The organism is Undibacterium sp. Xuan67W (genome assembly GCF_049340165.1).
Classification (GTDB): domain Bacteria; phylum Pseudomonadota; class Gammaproteobacteria; order Burkholderiales; family Burkholderiaceae_D; genus Undibacterium.
This window is the reverse complement of record NZ_JBMPPN010000023.1, coordinates 49,849-71,226: the sequence shown is the minus strand read 5'-3', so window position 1 is coordinate 71,226 and position 21,378 is coordinate 49,849. Positions and strand designations below refer to the sequence as shown.

Below are 21,378 nucleotides of genomic sequence, written 5' to 3'. Positions count from 1 at the left end.
TCTGGATATATGGAACGAGCAAGCGGTCAATTCAGCGATTCAAAGAATTCAGTTAACTCGTATCATCGTGGCGCACCGCCCAGAGACTATCGGTATGGCACAGCGTGTGGTGGTATTGCAGCAGGGAACGGTGGTGCAGGATGTGCTTAAGCCTATTGCCTCTAATGAGGAACCTCGATCGAAACAGACATGATCGATAAGTTCCATCAATAAGTTAGAAATTCAAATACTCATTCCCGTCACAATGATCGCGTAAATCAACAGCGAAATCATTGCGATCAACAACAGCGCGGCAGTGCGCCAGAGTGTGCCGAAACCGCTGAGTTGATAAGCATCGCGCAATTGCAGATACATGTGAACCGGTGGAACAATCATGAGTAAAAACACTGCGGTACCAGTGAAATTAAATTTATTAAGTAACGCCACGATGATCAGTAGCACACACATGAACGATAGTGAATACAGAGAAAAAACTGCGTGGTCAAACATCACATAGCGGCGGCGGAAGGCGAATAGCAACCATAAAAATGGCAGTGAAATAGGCATTAATAAGAAAGCGAGTTTCGATGAGTTTGCCTTCATTTTATACAACGTTAATTCCCGGTTGGCGTTCGCTTTGGCTAAAGACGATCCTATTCCCGGGATTTCACTGAGTGCGTTGTCATCGCTGATATTGATGGCCAGACCGTCACTTGAATTCGATACGGATGAGCTGTTTGCTGTGTCTGACTTGTTTTTGGCAGAGTCACTTTTCTTATCAGATAATTGTGCTGATGCGACCTCTAGTGCATGGATTTCTTTTTTTACTGATGAAATTTCTTTGCTGATACCGATACGTTTTTGTACATCAGGACCCAGCTTGCGTTTTTCAGCTTCTAGTGTGCTTAACTTGGTTTTGGCTTCCTGGAGCTGATGTTCGACTTCTTCTTTCGATTTCTTTGTATCGCTAGTCGCCTTAGTCACTGCTAATTCCAGTGCCAGGATTTCTGTTTGTGTCTCTTTGATTTCTTCTTGAATGTCGGTGACACTTTCATGTTTTGCGATCAGGGCGGCTTCTTGCTCTTTTTGTCGGGCAAGGGTTTGCCTGGTTTGATCAAGTTCCTTGATCACTTCTTCTTTGGTGTCTTCCTCCATAAGATTTTTGGCCGGATCTTTCATGGTGAAAGAAAACACAAAAAACATCAGAAAAATCATGAACAGAAATAAGGCCAGCGGTGATACGAACGAAGTGCGCTTACCTTCAATGTATTGCCGTGTTAATTTTCCGGGACGGTAGATCAATGCGGGAATCGTGCGCCATGCCTTGGTTTCAAAATGGAACAAGCCGTGCAGCAGCTCTTCAAACATATGCAGCAGAGAGCGATGGATGTGCGCATGCTGGCCGCACACGTGACAATAAGCGCCAGTCAGAATAGCGTCGCAATTGGCGCAGTTGCCGTGTTCACCATGTGGTTCATGCGACCCAGATGACGCGCGTGTAGCAGCATCTCCAGTCGCATCTCTAGATGTATTGCCACCGCTATGATCAAATTCACTGACGACAGCAGCCTGAGTGATCACATCGCTTGATACGTCAATTTCGATTCCCATTGCTGCCCCGGATGCCTGTGATTGATATGAAACCTGTTGGTGAATTTAGTCAGTCAACAGGTTTTTAGTATTGTACGTTCACTATAAATTACGCCCTGACATCTTTCAACTTCTCTACCCGGCGCTGCAGCACAAAAATCGGTTGTGCCCATTCAGTGTCTTTTTTCTTTTTGCTGGTAATCAGCGTCAGTTCTGATGGATCGTAGACGTCGGTGTTATGCGTCAACGGAGTGGTCATCAGGTATTGTGCATCGGTGTTTTTCAGGAATTCACCGACCAGCTGAATGTTACGGATGTCCAGATGGGCAAACGGTTCGTCGATGAAGACGAAACCGCCTGAACCATCTTCGGATTTCAATAAACCGATTAACAGGATCAGCGATTTCATGACTTGCTGACCACCGGACGCTTCGCCGTCATTCATGCCGATCGGGCCTTTGCCGTCGAACTTGAACCGGACGTGCAGACCCGCTTGCGACAGCTGGATATCATCATTCTCCAATTTAACCGGATCAGTATGGACTTCGATGCCTGCGAGCTCGCCGAGCTGTTTGATGTTTTTACTATAGGTCTTGATGGTGAAGCGCAGGCGATCCATGTAGGCCGCACGCGCATTGACCGTTGCTTCTGAGGCCCGGTTATTTTGGTAGCGGCGCTCATCGGTCTCAGCCTGGCGACCTTGTAGCAGAGCGTTCAACCGTACGAATTGATCGACGACGGTTGAATCGGTTTCCCAGTCTTCACGTGCCAGATTGTTGCCAAGACTGCGTAGGCGCAGTTCGATCTGATGGACGTTTTCATGTTCGGCAACCAGCTCTTGTCTGTGCTTGGCACGCTTCCAGTTAACCGGTAACTGATGCCAGGTCTGACGCATACCGGTGAGTGTTGCAAAATGGCCTTGTCGCTCGTCTGACAAGTGCTTTTCTGCAATGCGTAGTTGTGATTCTGCATCAGCAATCGCTGCCTTTGCCTGCTCCCATTTCAGATGGGCGACGGTACGTTTTTCGGTGGCTGATTTCAGCAGTGGGGAAATCTCACCAAGGCGACTGCCTACTCCGATCCGTTGTTGTCTGAGGGGTTGTATGTGATGACTGGCCTCTTCAAATTCGGCATGACGGGCACTAAGTTCTTTTGCCGCGTCAACGCCAGCCAGACGCGCTTTGTAGGCGCTGATCTCGCCTGCAAGTTTGCTGATCGTAATCGTGAGCTGATCTTCTTGCGATTGTAAACGTGGCAAAGAGCGTTGCAATGCCTCCAGCCTTTGTGTACGACCTGCACTGCCAAAACGATAGCGTGACGCCTCGACAAACAGAGAACGACCACCACGGCGTTCGCCATGATAAGCATCGGGCGTGATCCATTCTTGTGATTTGGATTTTGATTCGGATTGCGATTTATTAAAACTGAGACCTACTTCAACCGAATCGACCATCTCGATTCGTTGTAGTTGCTCGATTAGCCAAGCAGGCGCGGCAGCAGTAAAGTTCACTACCGATAGCAGACTTTTGTCTTTGACAGTCGGAGCGTGGATACGGTCCGGTACGATGAAATGACCGTAGCGTTGCTTCTCACCGACGCGATAAGCTGCGCTCGCATCACTGGCCTTATCCAGCAAAATAACCGAGGTATAACCGCGTAAGACGCCTTCGACCGCACCTTGCCATTTGGGATCGGTGACTTCGACGATCTCCGGCAACATGCTGTGAGAAATGCCTGCATCATTCAAAGCACGGCGCATATTACGGACGTTCTCTGGGTCGGGCAGGGCGGCTTTCCCTTGCAGGGCAGCGATGGTTTCCAGCTCGGCAGCGATACGTCCAGATAGCGTGTCGCGCTCCTGTTTGTGACGTGAGAGTTCGGCTTCTTTTTTCTCTAAATCATCGGCAACGTTGGCGACATCGGCATCTGATTCTGCGGCGAGTTTTTGCAGACGCGTTTTTTGTTCCAGTAAGCTTTCTTGTGGCTTGAGCTTGGTATTGATATGTTGCAGTTTTTCGCGCAGTTGAGATTCTTCCGCTTCTAATGCAGCCTCATGCTGTTGCGCTTCGCTGTGCATTTGTGCCTGCATGGCCAGGCTGCCACGGCGCTCGGATAAACCGTCTTCTTGTGCTTTCAGTTGACGCTTGCCGTTACGCAGACTCTGGCTGGTTGCCGAGGCATGTTGCAAGGCTTCATGGTATTGCAGCGTTGGCAAAATTTCTTCTTGCAGGTCGCGCTTTTCCTTGTTCAGGCTTTCCCACTGATGGTAGTTCGCCACACGCAGGCGCAAGCCTTCGAGGTTAGTTTTTGCGCCTTCGAGTTCGGTTTCAAATCGCTGTAATTCGGTCTCGGTATCACGCTGATGGCGTTTGGCATCGTCGTAGGCGTCCAGCACTTCTTTATCGCCAAAAACCTGAAATACCAGATCGAGTAATTGACGCGGTGCATATTCACAGAGTTTGTCGGTTTCACCTTGTTCCAGCGCCAGCACTTTCCCCATCGCTGTTGACAAGCCAGCGTGCGACAGTCGTTTGCGGTAGGTTTCTACACCGAGCCAGTCGTTGGCTTCCTGAATGTCTTCTATCTCGACTTTGCCGCTACGCATCAGATACTGACGCTTCCAGTCGCCACCGTTTTTCTGGATCTGGCAGAACAGCGTGACTTCGTCCTCATACAAACCGGACATGCGGAAAGGGCGGTTAGAAATTTGTGGCCCGACGGCGCTGTTATCGACGACTGCGCGAATCCAGGCAGTTTGCTGTCCTGAATGGCGTGCGTAATGTTTGTATGAGCGCCCCATGGAGCATTCGAGGCCAAACAAGGTGCGCAAGGCATCCAGCAAGGTCGTCTTGCCCGAGCCGTTTTGACCAGCGATCGTGATGATCTTGGCGTCGAGTGGAATGTTCTTGATACGTTGCCAGTAGTCCCAATGGACCAGTTCTAATGATTTGATATGGAACATGTGGCTTATTCTTCTTCTGCAGTGGGATTATTATCGGTGCTGTTTTGCTCTGTGCTTGCGTTACTATCGACGTCGCTGTCAGTATCTCCGACCACGTCCTCGCGGTCTTGGGTGGCTGGAGCAATGATGGCCGGTGTCCGTACAGGGATTTTGAAAATATCCGATAGCGCGCCATTGATGATGCGGTCTTTCAGAGTATCGGTATCCATCATCAGATCGAGCAGTGGCCCTTCGACGATCAGATCTGCTTTGCGTTCGACAAAGCCGTAACGCACGAGCTGGCCCAGATTCATGTCCATACGGGTTTTTTTGCCTAGCTTTTCGCCAAAATCAGCCAGGAGGGCACGGTAAGAAATGCCGATGGACGTATCTTCGGCACGCGGCATGGGCTTGTCTTTGCCGAACATATCGTTCTGGTTTTCTTCAGCGAGTTGATGCGCTTCTTGACGCTCGCGTTTTGGCAAAATGATCAGCGACCATAAGACAACCAATAAGGCAACGCCATCGCGTGCCAAGCTGAAATTATTGTTCTGCCAGGTTTCTCTAGTGCCGAATACTTTCGATTCGCTATCACGAGTCAGCGCCAGTGTGACGTGATCGGCATATACGTTATCGATGAATTTCATGCCGCATGCTTTTAGTCTTGCGTCGACATCAGCACGGAATAATTCGTCGGAGAGGGCGCGTTTAACGAGCTTGTCTTCACGGCGCAGGGTTTGATGCGCGAGCAGGCGGGCGATCAGGAATTGTGCGTCTTCTGTCATTCTTTTTTACTCAATGCGGTGAGGGTGGCGACCGAGATAGCGGAAACGTGCGGGTCAGACACGCGTTGCATTTTGTCTTTCGAATTAAATTCCAGCGGCAAGCGCGCCAGCGCGGCGGTTGCACCTTGCAAGGCGGATTCGTTGACGTCTCCCAGCAATGGAAGCAAGGATGCGCGATACGAGGCAATCGCAAAGCTGGATGGTAATAGCAACTCCTGCAATGGCATTGGTTTGCCGGCTTGAATATCCTCGATGTTGGTCAATCGGTCCAACCAGTGATCCAGTTCCAGTAAAGCATCGCTGTCGTCATTGGCGATCTCCGGTGCGTTTTCGCCCGTCGGTAAAATATTGGCGACGGCGGATTGACGATTGGTTAGTAATTCGCTTTCAGCTACATCGATCATTTCTGACGGTGTGATGAACAGCGGTGTCATCGGATAGGCCAGCGCATCATCGGCCAGTGATGCCAGATCGGCGTATTGCAGCAGCCAGGTTTTGATATCGGTAGTAGATAAGCCAGATTGTCCGAGGTGGACGCGCTGACGTTCGATCTGATTCAGCGCACGCGAAAACATGCCTTGCATATTTAGCAGCGCGCTTTGGGCACGACCAATCGCTTGTGCCGCTCTGTGGGTTGCGGAATCAGCACGGCTATCATTAGTGATCGCATGAATGATCTGCGAGCCCTTTTCTACCCAGTCGCATGCGGTGTGCCATTTTTGTTGGGCGGTACGTAGCTGGAACTCGGAGCCGGATGCAATTGCGTCGGAAAATTCTTCAGTCAGTTCGATCAGACGACCGAGCAGATGGTGCAACTGTTCTACCGATACGCCACCAACGGCTTGCGCCCCGGCGACCTGCGTGAGCATATAGCTCATTTCTGCTTCATCGCCTTGTTGCTCTGCCTGATGCTCAGCCTGCAATAAGGAGGAGAGCGCTGCCAGCACATTACGCGCCGTTGGCGTGATGCGATACACCGATTGACCTGCATCCCATGCCAGCAGGTTGTGCGAGCGCAAGCGCATCAGGATGGTTTCCAAGCGATCCGGATCAATATAGCCCAGCTTGGCATTGATATCCGCACGTGACAACGACGGCGTATCGACGTCGGCAGCCAGCTCGCGCAGGACCAGCAAGCGCAGCATGACATTGTTAAAGCCGCCATGGAACAGCGCAGTAAAGGCTTGTAGCAGCGGCTGCGCGCGTTTTAACGGGAATATCGGTGCAACATCGTCAGGGCTGATGCCAGGGCGGAAAAACGACTGTAGGGCGTCGTCATCCTCATGGCCGAGCTCAGGTGCTTTGGATGGTTCGTTGGAGAAATTTTGCATGCGGCATTTTACCCGCTTGCAAGAGGATTGAGTATTGTCAGGGAGTTAAGTTAGAATTTTCCGTTAGGCGTATCAAAAGTGCTATTTGAGCGCTGACGGCGCAATTCCGGTTAATTTTACCGGTCAATTTTGGTTCTCTTCATTGCCATAGCTTGCCATGGGGGCCTCACTCAGGTCAACACTGCCTCAACAAGCACCACCGTTATCAATTCAATTCAAATCAACTCTGATTCTCATGAAAATTCTGGCTAATATGTAGGGTGCCAGCATATTCCTTTAGCTCTCGGCTTGGCGCCAGAGTGGTTGGTACTGCGTTTATAGGTATTACTAGTTGTACACTAGGATGGAGTAAAATTAAAAGACTATATAAACAATGCGGTATCGGCATTGTTTTTACCTATACTCCCCGTTTTTTAATAAACCACGTGAATTCGGCCAGTGGTAGTGTGAGCAAAACTGCCGTGACCATACGGTAAGTCACGATTTGTAAGAAAATGCACCTGAGTCCGACTAAACAAGACGGATTGGGAATGACAGAATCCGGCGTCGTACCAATAAAGATGAGGATAGCAAGATGGCACAATGGCAAACAGCCACGCTAGGTGGCGGCTGCTTCTGGTGTACAGAGGCGGTGTTTCAACAGATTCGCGGCGTACAGAAGGTGGAGTCCGGTTATAGCGGCGGTGCAGTTCACAATCCGACCTATGAGCAAATTTGTACTGGCCGCACCGGACATGCGGAAGTGGTTAGGTTGAGTTTTGATCCAGAGGTGATCAGCTATCGCGAGTTACTGGAGATTTTTTTCACAATCCATGATCCGACGACTCTGAATCGCCAAGGTAATGACAGCGGTACGCAATACCGTTCGGTGATTTACTTTCACGATGAGTCGCAAAAAGCCATCGCGCAGGAGGTGATCGCTGCGATGGCTGGGGTGTGGGATGACCCAATTGTGACAGAGTTGACCTTGGCACCGATGTTCTATATCGCTGAGGAATACCACCAGAATTATTTCCGGCAGCATCCGAATCAGGGGTATTGCTCTATCGTGGTAGCTCCCAAAGTCGCTAAAGCGCGTAAGCTGTTTGCCAGTAAGCTAGCCGGTTAGTTTTGCTTTGAGCGCTTGTTGTTGAAGTGAGGCTGGTTGCCTCACTTTTTTTTGCTTTTTTTCTGTTCATGTTGCTCGATATAGTCTTTGCGCACCAGCGATTTGAATTGTTTTGGCAGCCAGGGGCGCGCGGCCAGCATGAAGCTGATACGGTGTTTTTCTTCAAATGGTAGCTTTGCGTCTTCCTGATGTTGTTCTGAAAATTCGCGGGCGACTTGCTTCAGGCGGGTAATCAGTGCTGCCACCGACTGCCTAGACAGCATGACATTCACCAGCCGCATGATTTCATGTTCGCCATCAAAATTCGACTCCAGATATTCGGCATAGGCCTGATCGCGGAAACTGCTTTGGATAGGGCCGTTCGGTATCCAGCGGAAAGTCCGCGACACCAGCAGCTTTACCCGGTTGTTAGGGAGCAATTCTAGGAATCCAATTTTGTCCAGACGCAATAAATGTTTAACGACATCAATCTCGCTGATGTCGTAGATTCGGATGATTTGCTCGACGGTAAGCAGATTCAGTACCGAAACAGCGACAATAAATTTTTTCGGGTCGCTGATGATTTCTTTTTCCTGATCAAACGTCAGTTCAGAAATCAAGGTGTCTTCGTTCGATGCCAGCGCCAGGTCGCGCAGACTGATCTCCGTTGCATTCAAAATCTCGTCTAGTCGCTGTAGCGTGAAATTCTTTTGTGAAAACATGCGTTTCACGCTTGCTTCCGACATATCAATCCGTGTCGCCAGATCGGCATAGGTGATGTTTCTCGCCTTCAATTCGCGCTTCAAGGCATCAATCAAAATACTTGCTTTTAGCATCGGAAATCCCAGTGTTGATGATCAGTAAAATCTAAAATGTAAAAAAGTATTAAAAAATAATACACCAAGCCACCTTGTATGCGACTCTTTGTTTGTTGATTGATCACATTCTTGCTTGACTTGATAATTCACTGTGCCGCAGACATTGCGGGTATTTCAGCTGAAATGCAGTGGAAAATACAGTGGAATTAGGCAGTTTAGATTGCTGATGAAACAAGGAGAAACACAATGGCTTTAGAGATTGCAACATTTGGCGGCGGATGCTTCTGGTGTACCGAGGCAGTGTTTCAGCAAATCCGCGGGATCAAGAGCGTTGAGCCGGGTTACTCAGGGGGACAGGTTGATGATCCCAGCTACGATCAGATTTGCGAGGGCAGTACCGGACATGCCGAAGTCGTGCGTCTTATTTTTGATAATGCGGCGGTGAGTTACAAGGCGCTGGTCGAGATTTTCTTTGCGATCCATGATCCGACTACCTTGAATCGTCAGGGCAGTGATGTCGGCACGCAATATCGTTCTGTGATTTTTTGCCAGAGCGAGGAGCAAAAGATTTGCGCAGCTGCTGTCATGGCGGATGTCGCGACAAAATGGGAAAAACCGATCGTGACTGCCATCGAGATGGCCCCGATGTTTTATCCCGCTGAAGACTATCATCACAATTACTTTAAGATGAATAGTCAGCAGCGGTATTGCACCTTAGTCGTAGCACCAAAGGTCGCTAAAGCAAGACAGTTTTTCTCTGGCAGTCTGTCATCTCGATAGATGGGCAGTTGAGGCCGGTGGCGATCTCAAATAATGACCGGATAATGGATAAAAATCTTCAAATTATCCGAAGCTGGTTTTCTTAGACTTGCATTTTATGGCTGCAAGCGGCTGATTTTCCATGTGCCGTCGTCCTGTCTGGTATAGACGATACGATCATGCAGGCGGGAGCGGCGACCTTGCCAGAACTCTAAGCGCTCAGGAATCAGGCGATATCCGCCCCAGTGTTCCGGACGCGGCGGTTGATCACCATAAGCGGCAACTACTTCTGATAAACGCGTTTCCAATAAATCCCGGTTTGCGATGACTTCACTTTGTTGTGATGCAATCGCGCTATGACGGCTACCCAGCGGGCGGCTGTTGAAATAGCGATCATTCTCTTGCGCTGTAATTTTTTCTACGCGCCCCTCGATCCTGACCTGACGCTCCAGTGCGACCCAATGAAATAGTAAGGCAGCATGTGGATTGGTTTCCAGATCGTGTCCTTTACTGCTGACATAATTGGTGAACCAGCAAAATCCACGTTCATCAAATTCTTTGATCAGGACAATCCTAGAACTCGGACGTCCTTCATGATTGACTGTTGCCAGGCTCATGGCATTGGGTTCGGCGACATCGGCTTTGACCGCCTGGTCAAACCAGGTAGAAAACTGCTGAACAGGATCGCTGGCGACGTCGGATTCTGACAAACTCGCCTGGAGATAATCTTTGCGTAAATCGGCTAATGACATAGTGATGCTCTTTAGTGAGAGTATTAAATGTTGTTATTGACGGACAATATGGACGATATGGATAATATTTATGGCGAGTCCGGTGCAATGCCGCGTCGCGCTTGCATGGCAGCACCTAATCTTTGCATCTGCGCGTCGCTTAAAATCCGCTTTGCCATCGGTGCGATATGGGTTTCTTCCAGCTCCATGTGATGCAGATACATATCAGAAAAATGACGGACGTCCAGCGCGGATAATTGCGTTGAATGGCCTTCCTGAATCTGCTTCAGTTGCTTCTCGAGATTGGACCACTGTGCTGTCATTTGCAGGTGTTGCTTCATAATTTCTGGCAACAATTGTTTCAGCATTGCAGCATCCTCTCGGGTCGCTGTAGTTTCCAGCGCCGGCAATAAATCCATTTCTTCGTCTTCATGATGCAGAGGCGCGGCTTGCGTAAAGTATTTCAACACGGCCTGTGCAGCCTGCCGTGCGTCCTGATCCGCGCCGTGTACTGGCAGATGCGTCAGTAATTTGTCCAGCGTGGCGAGTTGCTTGCGAATACGGTCATGGCAATGTTTTAGCACGGCGATTGGCTGATCAAATCCCGGTGCGCTGTCGAATAGTGTGGTCACGATACCTCGATGTGTTTGGCTGTGGGGGGACTAAATTAATGAAAAATTATCGATCATTTAGCATAATCCTGCTTGTGCCATATCAAGCAAACGACAGCCCGGCGGCCTGCTCTTGTAAAATAGCGACAGTTGAATAGCCAGAAATGCTGAGTAAAACCCTATGCAAGATGAATTAAACGTCGATTTTGAACGCCGCTTTGGTGGCATTGCCCGTTTATATGGCGCTGCCGGGCTGGAACGTTTTAAAACTGCCAGAATCTGCATCATCGGTGTCGGCGGCGTCGGCTCCTGGATCGTAGAGGCCCTGGCTCGCAGCGCGATTGGTCACATCACGATGATTGATCTCGATAATGTGGCGGAGTCCAATATTAATCGCCAGATACAGGCGGTTACCGACACTATAGGCAAAGCCAAAGTTACCGCCTTGTCTGAGCGTATTGCGCAAATTAACCCGTTTTGCCGGGTCACCGAAGTCGAGGATTTTATTGCGCCGGATAATCTTGAGCAGATGCTGGGAGTGCAGAAGTTTGATTATGTGATCGACGCGATTGATAACGTCAAGGCAAAGACGGCCTTGATCGCATATTGCCGCGAGCATGCCATCAAACTGATCACGATTGGTGCCGCAGGAGGACAAACCGACCCGGGGAAGATTGAGATCCGTGATCTTTCACGAACGGAACAAGAGCCTTTGCTGGCGCTGGTACGCAAACGCCTGCGCCAGAATCATGGTTTTCCGCGTGGTGCAAAAAGTAAATTTGGTATCGATGCCGTGTTTTCGATGGAAGCTCTGACGATGCCAGAGACGGCTGAGGTTTGTGAGGTGGGTGGGGATAGTAGTCAGACTCATCATACTGAGAACGGCGTTGCGGCCGGCGTCACCGGATTGAACTGCGCGGGATTCGGTTCGTCGATTGTGGTGACCGCGTCATTTGGCCTGAGGGCGGCGGCGCATGTATTAAAACAGCTCGCAGCGCCTCCGGTCGCTCCTCATGTTGCGCGAGCGGAGTCCGCTGACGTCTGAGTTTGTCGGAGGTGCGCGCCTGTCGTTTACATGACGGGTGCACACTTGCCGGTAAGTCGAACATTTCTTATCTCTAGGCGTATCTTTAGGATTTGCCAAACACCTCATTCAACTGCTGGGTTACGCGAATGAAGGTAGTTCGTTTGGTGAGCTCTTTCAGCTTATGTGCACCGACATAGGTGCATGCCGAGCGCACGCCGCCTAAGATATCGAGCAGACTTGCTTCGACGGGGCCGCGATAGGGGATCAAGACTTCCTTCCCTTCAGACGCACGGTATTTGGCGACACCGCCCGCGTACTTTTCCATGGCGGCTTTACTGCTCATGCCATAAAAGCGTTTGTACTGTTTGCCATCACGTTCGATCAGATCACCGGCGCATTCATCATGTCCTGCCAGCATGCCGCCCAACATAATGAAGTCGGCACCGGCACCAAAAGCCTTTGCCAGATCGCCAGGCACAACACAACCACCATCGGCACAAATTTGTCCGCCCAACCCGTGCGCAGCATCAGCACATTCGATCACGGCGGATAGCTGCGGATAGCCAACCCCGGTCATCTTGCGTGTCGTACAGACCGATCCGGGACCGATACCAACTTTGACAATATCTGCTCCGGCTAAGATCAATTCTTCGGTAATATCGCCAGTGACGACATTGCCCGCCATGATGGTCAGGTGCGGATAAGCGTTGCGCACTTTTTTGACGAAATTGATAAATCCCTCGGTATAGCCATTCGCCACATCAATGCACACATATTCAATGGCATTGCGGGCACGGGCCATGACGGCAGAGAATTTTTCAAAGTCGGCCTGCGTGATACCCATGGAATAAAACGCGGTCGACTTCTTTTGCAAGTCAGTGAAATAATTGACTAATGTATCTTCATCATAATGCTTGTGCAGCGCAACGGATAACTGATGTTCACCAAGCGCGTGCGCCATCTCCAGTGTGCCGGTGGAGTCCATATTCGCCGCAATAACCGGAATTCCGTGATAAGTCTGACGCGAATGATGAAAGACAAATTCACGCTGCAATTCAACTTGGGAACGTGACGTCAGGGTAGATCGTTTAGGACGGATTAAGACGTCTTTGAAATCGAGTTTGAGAGGTTCTTCTATGTGCATTACGACTCCTGTGGTCGGTGGCAGACGACCTGGATGAGGGAAAAGCTTTGAGCCGTAATTGAGTATAGTTAATTTGCAGACGGATGCTGATCTTATTTTTATATAGGGATTATCAGCATGAGGATATGTTGTGTGCTTGCCAGCTTGTAAGCTTTTATAAACAATGCCGTTAACTGTGTGCTGTCTCGGCAGGCCTGATACATTTGCGGGTAAACCCTCTCCGTAAGGGGAGAGGTGTGAATGGGTTATAAGGTGCCGTTAATGACAGCTACCACTACCTTTGTCAGTGAAGGTCTGTCCGGCAACCGGCAGGAACTCCCAGTCGTAGCTCTTTTCATGCAAGCTGAGTTTCAATACGCCATAGGTCGCGTTATCACGAATCTCGGTAATAATTTTAGGAAAAAACATCGGAGTCAGTTTGGCGCCGCCTGTGCCGACGACAAAGCTGCGTATGCCATTTTTCTGATCGATATTGCCATGCTCATCGAGTGGCACGAAACGCTCGTAGTCGTGATCGTGTGAGGTCAATACGATGTCTGCTTTAGCATCCGACAGGAGTTTCCAGGCGGCTTGCATGATGTCGTTATTGCCGTGACCACCGGTACTGAAAACGGGGTGATGCCAAAATGCCAGAGTACAACGACGTGGGTTATTATTTAATTCCTCTTTCAGCCATTGCAGTTGTGCCTGCATCTGCGCACCATCAACATTGCTGTTCAGCGAAATAAGCTGCCACTGACCGACTTTGCGGCTGTAGTAACCGCGTCTCTCGGGGCCAGCCAGCTCGCCAAAATAGTTGTAATAGCCATGTGCCGATGGCATGCCGTAATCATGATTGCCGGGTGATGGCAGAGTGCGTGCTTTAAAACGTCCCCAGGTCGGGTCATAACATTGGCTGAACTCTTCGGGTTTGCCGACCGGATAGGTATTATCGCCCAGCGTCAGAGCGACGGCTTTAGGGTCATTTGCCAGACCGGCTTCGACCAGTTCGGCAGTTTTTTCAGCCATGCTTTCGGTATAAGGTTTTTTACGGCAATCGGCGATGTCGCCTGCGACATACACGGTGACGGACTTTGCTACTTGCGGTTTGGTTTTAGACGCCTGCCCGGGCTCAGATGCCAGCGCTAATGGTGTCGTCAATATCGCAGAGCATGCGATTAGCGCAGCGATAGAGGAATACAGTCTGCGCCGGAGCGCGGGAATACAGAGTCTTAACATGGAATGGTGAGTGAGTGGAGATGACACTTGCTGGAGCGGTATTTTAACCGCTTCCAGCATGTTCTATCTGACTTAGGTATGTCCTGAGATGGAGGTATCAGACAACTACAGTTTGGTATGCCTCAGGCGCAAGGCATTTGCAATGACAGAGACCGAGCTCAGGCTCATCGCCGCACTGCCTATCATGGGGCTTAATACAATCCCGAACCACGGATACAGCACGCCGGCAGCGACAGGTACACCGATGAAGTTATACGCAAACGCAAAGAATAAATTTTGCCGGATATTTTTCATCGTGTTCTGACTGAGTAGTCGCGCCTTCACGATGCCGCGCAGATCTCCTTTGACCAGGATTACTTGTGCACTGTTGATCGCGATATCGGTACCATTGCCCATCGCGATGCCAACGTCAGCTTGTGCCAAAGCGGGAGCGTCGTTGATTCCGTCTCCCGCCATGGCGACAATGCGCCCCTGTGCTTGCAGTTGCTGTACAAATTGGTGCTTGTCTGCCGGTAGTACACCTGCGTGGACTTCGTTTAAGCCAAGTTGGGTAGCTACTGCTTTCGCGGTAATTGCGTTATCGCCGGTCAGCACGATCACGCGCAGACTGGAACTTTGTAATTCCTGTATGGCTTGCAGGCTGGTCGTCTTAATGCTGTCGGCTACGCTGATCAGACCCGCAAGCTGTTGATCTATAGCGAGGAACATCACCGTATGTCCCAGCGCTTGCAACTCTCCGCAGCGTTTGTCCAGCTCGCTTGTCTGAATCTGATGATCCTGCATCAGTTGCTGGTTACCGAATAAAATTGTTTTGCCCTCCGAAAGGGCACTTACTCCCTTACCAGTCACCGAGGTAAAATTGGTAATCGGTGTACTGACGACTTGGTGTTGTTCGGCATACGTCAAAATAGCGCGGGCAAGCGGATGTTCGCTGGATTTTTCTATGGCACTGGCGAAACCGATGATTTGTTGTTCGGTGTAACCATGCGCGCAGACGATTTGTTGTAAGGCGGGCTTGCCCTCAGTCAGCGTGCCGGTTTTGTCAATGAGCAGCGTGTCGACTTTTTCTAACTGCTCCAATGCCTGGGCGTCTTTAATCAGGATTCCTTCAGTCGCGCCGCGACCTATACCGACAGTCACCGAAATCGGTGTTGCCAGACCTAGCGCGCATGGGCAGGCAATGATCAGAACCGAGACCCCCGCCATCAGCGCATTTGCCAGTGTCGGTGTCGGGCCAACGAGTGCCCAGACGACAAAAGCTAATACAGCGATCGCGATCACGCCGGGTACAAAATAGCCTGATACTTTATCTGCCAGGCTTTGTATCGGTGCGCGAGAGCGGCCTGCGTCATTCACAAGCTGGATGATTTTTGACAACAAGGTGTCGCGACCAATGCGTTCTGCGCGCATGCTAAAGCTGCCTTGCTGATTGATCGTACCAGCACTGACGTGGTCATCAATTTGTTTGGAGACGGGCAAGGCTTCGCCGGTGATCATGGATTCATCAACATTCGAGCGCCCATCGATGATCACGCCATCCACCGGAATATGCGCACCAGGCTTGACGCGTAAAAGATCCTTGAGCTGCACCTGATCAAGGGGAATCTCACTATCCTTACCTTGTGCATCAATCCGGATGGCAGTTGCCGGTGTTAGTGCGAGCAAGGATTTCAGCGCTGCATTAGTACGTGAACGCGCGCGTAATTCGAGTACCTGGCCAAGCAGGACCAGCGTAATAATGACGGCCGATGCTTCAAAATATAATGGCGCCATTCCGTTCATGAGGAATGCAGAGGGCAGACTGCCAGGGAGGAGCAGGGCAACGAGGCTAAACAGGTATGCGGTCGCTGTGCCGACACCAATCAGACTGAACATATTCAGGTGTCGTGTTTTAAACGACGCTAACGCGCGCTCAAAGAACGGCATCCCAGCCCACAGCACGACAGGCGTCGCCAAGGCAAACTGCAGCCAGTTAAATAGCGTCATGCCAAGGCGATCATGCAGCCGTATGCCCGGCACCATATCGCCCATGCTAATCAGTAAAAGTGGCACACTGAGCGCAACGCTGATTTTAAAGCGCCGCGTCATATCATCAAGCTCACTGGTATCCTCTTCCGCGCTGGCCTCCATCGGCTCCAGAGCCATACCGCATTTAGGGCAAGTGCCAGGGCCGATTTGCTGAATTTCTAGATGCATAGGGCAGGTGTAGATGGTATCTTTCGCCGCGGATTTTGGTGCCGTACGTGACGCGGGATTTAGCCATTGTCGCGGATCTTTACGGAATTTTTCCAGACAGCCTGCGCAGCAGAAATAATATGTTTGTCCGTCGAGATCGAGTTGATGCGGACTACTCTCATCCACCTGCATCCCGCAGACCGGATCAAGCTGCTTGCCCTTGCCAGAGCTTCCACCACGGCAGCATGAACCCGCAGATTCTGTCGTCATCTTGGCATCGCTTGCAGGAGTGCCTGAGTCCGCTGCTGCCTCCCTCATGACTTTAGGCGTAATGAGTTTCTTTGCTTTGACATAATTCTCTGGCGCTGCCTGGAATTTCTCGACACAGGAATGACTACAAAAATAATAGGCAATCCCTTGATAGCGAGCCGTCTTGTCCGGATTCTTTGTGACCTGCATACCGCAGACCGGATCGGTATAGTTTTTTTCTGTGATTGTTGTTGCACTTGCCGTCGTGTCGACTTTGAATGATGGTGTGCTACAGCAGGATTCCTCGGCAGACGCGTGCTGGTGATCATGTGGCTTAGTTTGATTCATCGCAAATACTCCAATAGCTATTTCAATTTATGATAGACGCTGTACTCAGGAACGGAGTCAAGGACTATATGAAAAATAATGCGCAGACGACTTACACCATAGGGCAACTGGCGCGTGCGGCGAATGTCGGTGTAGAGACCATACGCTATTACCAGCGTCGGGCTTTGTTACCTGTCCCACATACCGATACTGGTTTTCGGTCCTATCCGGTGGCATTGGCTGAACGAATCCGTTTTATTAAGCGGGCACAGGAATTAGGATTTTCTTTAGATGAAATTGCGCATTTATTGCTATTAGAAGATAGCAACGACAGAAGCGCCATACGCGACATCGCCAGCGAACGGCTAGAGCAGGTACGGGCCAAACTCCATGACTTGCATAAGATGGAACATATGCTGTCACAGCTGATAAATCAATGTGCAAGCAGTTCCGCGCAGGCCAAATGCCCGATTATCGGCGCGCTGACGACGCAAGCAATCTAAGGTTTTGTTATCGGCCTGGACCGTCCGCAGCAGGTGTCCACGGAGACGAACGAACACCGTCCGGACAATCTTCTTTTGTCGTTGAAAAAGAAAATTCCCTTGTAAATCAAAGGTTTGTATTTTTATTTCACACTGGCACGCTTAGTGCTAAATGATCACTATTCTTACCAGGGATAGTGCCATGAATATTGCAACCGCGACTCGCTCGAGTTACCACACTCACCAGGCTAACCAGGCTCAACGGCTTCCGTTGGTCAAGCGGATAATCGTGATCATCAAAACCTCGCTGACGGTTGTGTTGGGTATTCTCACCGCAGTGCTGATGAGCATAATTTTGCTGAGCTATCACAACAGTCAGGCAAGCGAAGATCAGATCGGTACCTTGCTGTGCCGTGTTGTACAAACGGTGAGTGTCAATCATGATTGTGAGCAATGTGAATGGAGCGGCACATGGGGCGCGAATATATTCAAGCTCAGTATCAACATCGAACTTGCTCAGCAATGCCGTTTCTTTTTGCATCTTGACAGCAGCCGGCTGGCACAGATCATCACGACGTCCAATCTGTCCGCGAACTCTGTTGCGGACACTGTGCGGACAGACCGGACACCGCGGACAGTGATCGTCAAAACTAAAAATCTCAGCAAATCAATGACTTAGTTGTGGCACGTTTCCTGCTGATCAATCATTAACTTTTACATACAATTCTCTATGATCCGTGATACCTCCGGCCAAGATGCCGTCATTGCCGCAACACCAGTCTGGCGCCGCAAAAAAGTTTATCTGATGACGGGGCTTGCTGTCGTGGTAATCGCATCTGTGCTGATTATAAGCGTCGCCTGGAGCGGCAGCAGCCAATCCGTCAGCGCTGCCCGTTTAAGTATTGCGACGGTCAGCAGAGGTAGTTTGGTCCGTGATGCAGCTGTCAATGGTCGTATGGTCGCCGCAAACAGTCCGACCCTGTATTCGACCGCGCCCAGCACGGTGACACTCAAAGTCAATGCTGGCGATAAAGTCAAAAAAGGAGAGATTGTCGCCGAACTCGAATCGCCGGATCTCAGCAATGAACTCAAGCGCGAGCAAGCCAGTTATGAACAGCTGGAAGCCGAAGTCGCGCGTCAGCACATCCTCGCCCGCAAGCAAAAATTACTGGCTCGCCGCGAAGCAGATCAGGCCGAGATTGAACGCATCTCCGCTGAGCGAACTTATCAGCGTATAGAAAACGCCGGCGTGATCGGTGTGGTTGCCAAGATTGATTTTTTAAAAGCGCAGGATGCATTGAAATCTGCACAAATCCGAGCCAAACATGCAGAGCAGGCAACCGGCCTGGAAAACGAAGACGTCGATCTTGCCTTGAAAACCAGGATCAGCCAATTGCAGCACCAACGACTCGTCCGCGACAACGCGCAACGCCGTGTCGATGATCTCAAACTACGTGCACCGGTAGATGGTGTGGTTGGCACGCTGTCGGTCGCCAACCGCAGCGTGGTTGCGGCGAACACGGCATTAATGACCCTGGTGGATTTATCGCAACTTGAGGTCGAGCTAGAAATACCTGAAAGCTATGTCACTGATCTGGGTTTGGGTATGACAATCGAAATGACGGTCAACGGGATAAAAGCGGTAGGTAAATTATCTGCAATGTCGCCAGAAGTTGTCAAAAATCAGGTGCTGGCAAGAGCCCGTTTTAGCGGCGAACAACCGGCTGGCTTACGACAAAGTCAGCGCGTCTCAGCTCGTTTGCTGATCGAAGAAAAACCAAACGTCCTGATCCTGCCACGTGGACCTTTTGTTGAGAGTGAAGGAGGACGTTTTGCCTATGTTGTGGAATCGGGAGTGGCCGTACGCAAACCGATCAAAATCGGAGCAACCAGTGTGACCGCCGTAGAGATTGCAGACGGTTTAAAAGTGGGCGACAAAGTTGTTATCTCTGGTACAGATACGTTCCAGAACGCTCTACGTATTTCAATCAATAATTAATCAATCACCATCGAGAGAATATCTATGTTACGCATGAATAATCTAAGCAAAGTGTATCGTACCCACCTGATAGAGACCCACGCCTTGCGTGGTTTTGAGATCCATGTCAAAGAAGGTGAGTTTGTGACCGTGACGGGACCATCTGGATCGGGTAAAACGACTTTTCTTAATATTGCAGGTTTGCTGGAGGAGTTTTCAGGCGGCGATTATTTTCTCGATGGCGTCAACGTCAAAGGCATGAACGATAACGACCGGTCGCGCTTGCGGAATGAAAAATTGGGATTCATTTTCCAGGGATTTAATCTGATTCCGGATCTGAACTTATTCGACAATGTCGACGTTCCTTTGCGCTATCGTGGCTTTAACGCAGCGGAGCGCAAGCGCAGGATAGAAGAAGCCTTAACACAGGTAGGGCTGGTATCGCGCATGAAGCATTATCCGGCCGAGTTGTCCGGTGGCCAGCAGCAACGGGTCGCGATTGCCCGCGCATTAGCCGGTAAACCCAAGTTGTTACTCGCGGATGAACCGACCGGTAATCTCGATACTCATATGGCACGCAGCGTGATGGAGTTACTCGAAGAGATCAATGCCGGTGGTACGACCATTCTGATGGTCACACATGATCCTGAACTGGCAGTAAGGGCGCAGCGTAATGTGCATATTATCGATGGACAGGTGAGTGATTTAATCCGTAAAACACCGTCCCTGCACGAGGCGACTCCTGATGCACATTCGCTTATCTCTGCCGCTGCCTGAGGACTCACTATGTTTGCTTATTATTTTTTACTCGGGCTACGTAGCCTGCGCCGCAACCCGGCGTTGACGTCCCTGATGATTCTGACTCTGGCGATAGGCGTTGCGGCCAGCATTTCCACACTGACGATTTTGCACGTGATGTCGGGTGATCCTATTCCGCACAAGAGCGATCGCTTATTTGCGCCTATTCTGGATAACGGCCCGAAGGAAGGTCATACGCCTGGTGATAACGTGAATGACCATCAACTGACGTATAAGGATGTGATTAATCTCCTCGCCAGTAAGCAGGGTGTGCGCAGAACAGGACTATATTCGATCTTAGCCAACGTCGAGCCAAGCCGCAAAGATTTGAATGTGATCGAGTTTGAAGGCCTGGCTGCGACCTCAGATATGTTTGCCATGTTTGACGTGCCTTTTAAGTTTGGACAGGGATGGCAGGTAAGTGAAGATGCTAGCGCCGCGGATGTCGTGGTTTTGAGTAACAAGACCGCCGATAAGTTGTTTGGCGCAGTCAATCCTGTCGGTCAGCGCATCCGCATGATGGGCGGTGATTACACTGTTGTTGGCGTCACTGAAAAATGGTTACCTCAGCCGCGATTTTATTATTACAACGGAAGTGATAGCGCATTCACTGACGAGGCAGAATTTATTATCCCGCTCAGTAATTCGATTCGCAGAGAGGCTACGCATGCGGGTGGCATGAGTTGCTCTTTCCCGTATGAGCCTGGCTGGCAGGGACGACTGGATTCTGAATGTACTTGGATGCATTTTTGGTTCGAATTGAAATCATCTGGGCAACGTGCGGAATTACAGAATTACCTCGATAGCTATGTCAGCGAGCAGCGCAAACTTGGTCGCTTTCAACGGCAGGAAAAAAATCGTCTGTTTAACGTGCGCGAATTTTTACAGGAAATGCAGGTCGTCGGTGACGACAGTCAACTCTCGGCGTGGCTGGCATTTGGCTTCCTGTTACTGTGCCTGGTCAATACAATAGGTCTGTTACTCGCCAAGTTTTCTGTGCGTGCCGGCGAGGTGGGTGTGCGCCGTGCACTGGGCGCATCACGTAGCGACATATTTAGCCAATTTTTGATCGAGACCAGCGTGGTCGGTTTGGTGGGGGCGGGGCTTGGCGTGATATTGGCGCTGGGGGCTTTACAACTCATTGCTCTGCAATCGAGGGCTTTGGCGATGGTGGCGCATATGGATCTTGCGATGTTGGGTCTGACCTTTTTGATGACGGTCACTGCGGCAATTCTAGCTGGCTTATTGCCGACATGGCGTGCTTGTCAGGTCACACCAGCGATGCAACTTAAATCGCAATAACTTGATCGCCCTAATCGTATCGCGATCATCGGATTGGACAAAAAAT

Annotated in this window: 19 protein-coding genes; 9 read left to right on the top strand and 10 right to left on the bottom strand. The window is 50.3% G+C overall.

Annotated features, from left to right (window positions below; genetic code table 11):
* On the top strand, nt 1–193 hold a 193-nt coding region (locus ACO0LE_RS17355; RefSeq protein ID WP_422961601.1), incomplete at its 5' end, for a hypothetical protein.
* Between the two features lie 29 nt (nt 194–222).
* Here ACO0LE_RS17355 and ACO0LE_RS17350 read toward each other — a convergent pair.
* From ACO0LE_RS17350 to ACO0LE_RS17335, 4 genes are all read right to left on the bottom strand, one after another.
* A complete protein-coding gene (locus ACO0LE_RS17350; RefSeq protein WP_422961600.1) occupies nt 223–1,590 on the bottom strand; it encodes a DUF3667 domain-containing protein in 1,368 nt (455 codons plus the stop codon).
* Nucleotides 1,591–1,678: 88 nt separating this feature from the next.
* Complete coding sequence (locus ACO0LE_RS17345; protein WP_422961599.1) at nt 1,679–4,531, bottom strand: ATP-binding protein; 2,853 nt, start codon at nt 4,529–4,531, stop codon at nt 1,679–1,681.
* A gap of 5 nt (nt 4,532–4,536) precedes the next feature.
* Nucleotides 4,537–5,295 carry a hypothetical protein gene (locus ACO0LE_RS17340; RefSeq protein WP_422961598.1) on the bottom strand — a complete coding sequence of 253 codons (759 nt, stop codon included), beginning with the start codon at nt 5,293–5,295 and terminating at the stop codon, nt 4,537–4,539.
* Nucleotides 5,292–6,626, bottom strand: coding sequence for a hypothetical protein (locus tag ACO0LE_RS17335; RefSeq protein WP_422961597.1), 1,335 nt, complete (start codon nt 6,624–6,626; stop codon nt 5,292–5,294). Before ACO0LE_RS17335 ends, ACO0LE_RS17340 begins: the two co-directional genes overlap by 4 nt.
* A 574-nt stretch (nt 6,627–7,200) precedes the next feature.
* Between ACO0LE_RS17335 and msrA (ACO0LE_RS17330) the strand changes: the two genes are divergently transcribed.
* Nucleotides 7,201–7,734 (top strand): peptide-methionine (S)-S-oxide reductase MsrA, encoded by a 534-nt coding sequence (msrA, locus tag ACO0LE_RS17330; protein ID WP_422961596.1) that lies wholly within the window; start codon nt 7,201–7,203, stop codon nt 7,732–7,734.
* A gap of 41 nt (nt 7,735–7,775) precedes the next feature.
* Here msrA (ACO0LE_RS17330) and ACO0LE_RS17325 read toward each other — a convergent pair whose 3' ends face one another.
* On the bottom strand, nt 7,776–8,549 hold the full coding sequence (locus ACO0LE_RS17325) for a helix-turn-helix domain-containing protein (protein ID WP_422961595.1): 774 nt from the start codon (nt 8,547–8,549) through the stop codon (nt 7,776–7,778).
* Between the two features lie 228 nt (nt 8,550–8,777).
* On the opposite strand from ACO0LE_RS17325, the gene msrA (ACO0LE_RS17320) reads away from it, so the two are divergent.
* Complete coding sequence (gene msrA / locus ACO0LE_RS17320; RefSeq protein ID WP_422961594.1) at nt 8,778–9,311, top strand: peptide-methionine (S)-S-oxide reductase MsrA; 534 nt, start codon at nt 8,778–8,780, stop codon at nt 9,309–9,311.
* Nucleotides 9,312–9,406: 95 nt separating this feature from the next.
* On the opposite strand, the gene pdxH is transcribed toward msrA (ACO0LE_RS17320), so the two are convergent.
* Both pdxH and ACO0LE_RS17310 read right to left on the bottom strand, forming a co-directional pair.
* Entirely contained in the window at nt 9,407–10,042 is a 636-nt protein-coding gene (gene pdxH / locus ACO0LE_RS17315; RefSeq protein ID WP_422961593.1) for a pyridoxamine 5'-phosphate oxidase, read from the bottom strand.
* 68 nt (nt 10,043–10,110) lie between these two features.
* Entirely contained in the window at nt 10,111–10,653 is a 543-nt protein-coding gene (locus ACO0LE_RS17310; protein ID WP_422961592.1) for a hemerythrin domain-containing protein, read from the bottom strand.
* Between the two features lie 160 nt (nt 10,654–10,813).
* Here ACO0LE_RS17310 and ACO0LE_RS17305 point away from each other — a divergent pair, with 160 nt between their 5' ends.
* Nucleotides 10,814–11,677, top strand: a complete 864-nt coding sequence (locus ACO0LE_RS17305; protein WP_422961591.1) for a tRNA threonylcarbamoyladenosine dehydratase — start codon at nt 10,814–10,816, stop codon at nt 11,675–11,677.
* An 85-nt stretch (nt 11,678–11,762) separates the two neighbouring features.
* Here the strand turns inward: ACO0LE_RS17305 and ACO0LE_RS17300 are convergent, their stop codons facing one another.
* From ACO0LE_RS17300 to ACO0LE_RS17290, 3 genes are all read right to left on the bottom strand, one after another.
* Entirely contained in the window at nt 11,763–12,803 is a 1,041-nt protein-coding gene (locus tag ACO0LE_RS17300) for a GMP reductase (protein WP_422961590.1), read from the bottom strand.
* 258 nt (nt 12,804–13,061) lie between these two features.
* On the bottom strand, nt 13,062–14,021 hold the full coding sequence (locus ACO0LE_RS17295; protein ID WP_422961589.1) for a metallophosphoesterase family protein: 960 nt from the start codon (nt 14,019–14,021) through the stop codon (nt 13,062–13,064).
* A 105-nt stretch (nt 14,022–14,126) separates the two neighbouring features.
* Entirely contained in the window at nt 14,127–16,793 is a 2,667-nt protein-coding gene (locus ACO0LE_RS17290) for a heavy metal translocating P-type ATPase (RefSeq protein WP_422961588.1), read from the bottom strand.
* Nucleotides 16,794–16,861: 68 nt separating this feature from the next.
* On the opposite strand from ACO0LE_RS17290, the gene ACO0LE_RS17285 reads away from it, so the two are divergent.
* The 5 genes from ACO0LE_RS17285 (at nt 16,862) to ACO0LE_RS17265 (ending at nt 21,332) form a co-directional block, all read left to right on the top strand.
* Complete coding sequence (locus tag ACO0LE_RS17285) at nt 16,862–17,275, top strand: MerR family transcriptional regulator (protein ID WP_422961587.1); 414 nt, start codon at nt 16,862–16,864, stop codon at nt 17,273–17,275.
* Between the two features lie 181 nt (nt 17,276–17,456).
* Complete coding sequence (locus tag ACO0LE_RS17280; protein WP_422961586.1) at nt 17,457–17,933, top strand: hypothetical protein; 477 nt, start codon at nt 17,457–17,459, stop codon at nt 17,931–17,933.
* 51 nt (nt 17,934–17,984) lie between these two features.
* The gene (locus ACO0LE_RS17275) at nt 17,985–19,253 is read left to right on the top strand and encodes an efflux RND transporter periplasmic adaptor subunit (protein WP_422961585.1); all 1,269 of its coding nucleotides are present in this window, start codon (nt 17,985–17,987) and stop codon (nt 19,251–19,253) included.
* A 24-nt stretch (nt 19,254–19,277) separates the two neighbouring features.
* Entirely contained in the window at nt 19,278–20,009 is a 732-nt protein-coding gene (locus tag ACO0LE_RS17270) for an ABC transporter ATP-binding protein (protein ID WP_422961584.1), read from the top strand.
* A 9-nt stretch (nt 20,010–20,018) separates the two neighbouring features.
* Nucleotides 20,019–21,332, top strand: a complete 1,314-nt coding sequence (locus ACO0LE_RS17265; RefSeq protein WP_422961583.1) for an ABC transporter permease — start codon at nt 20,019–20,021, stop codon at nt 21,330–21,332.
* The last annotated feature ends 46 nt before the right edge of the window (nt 21,333–21,378 follow it).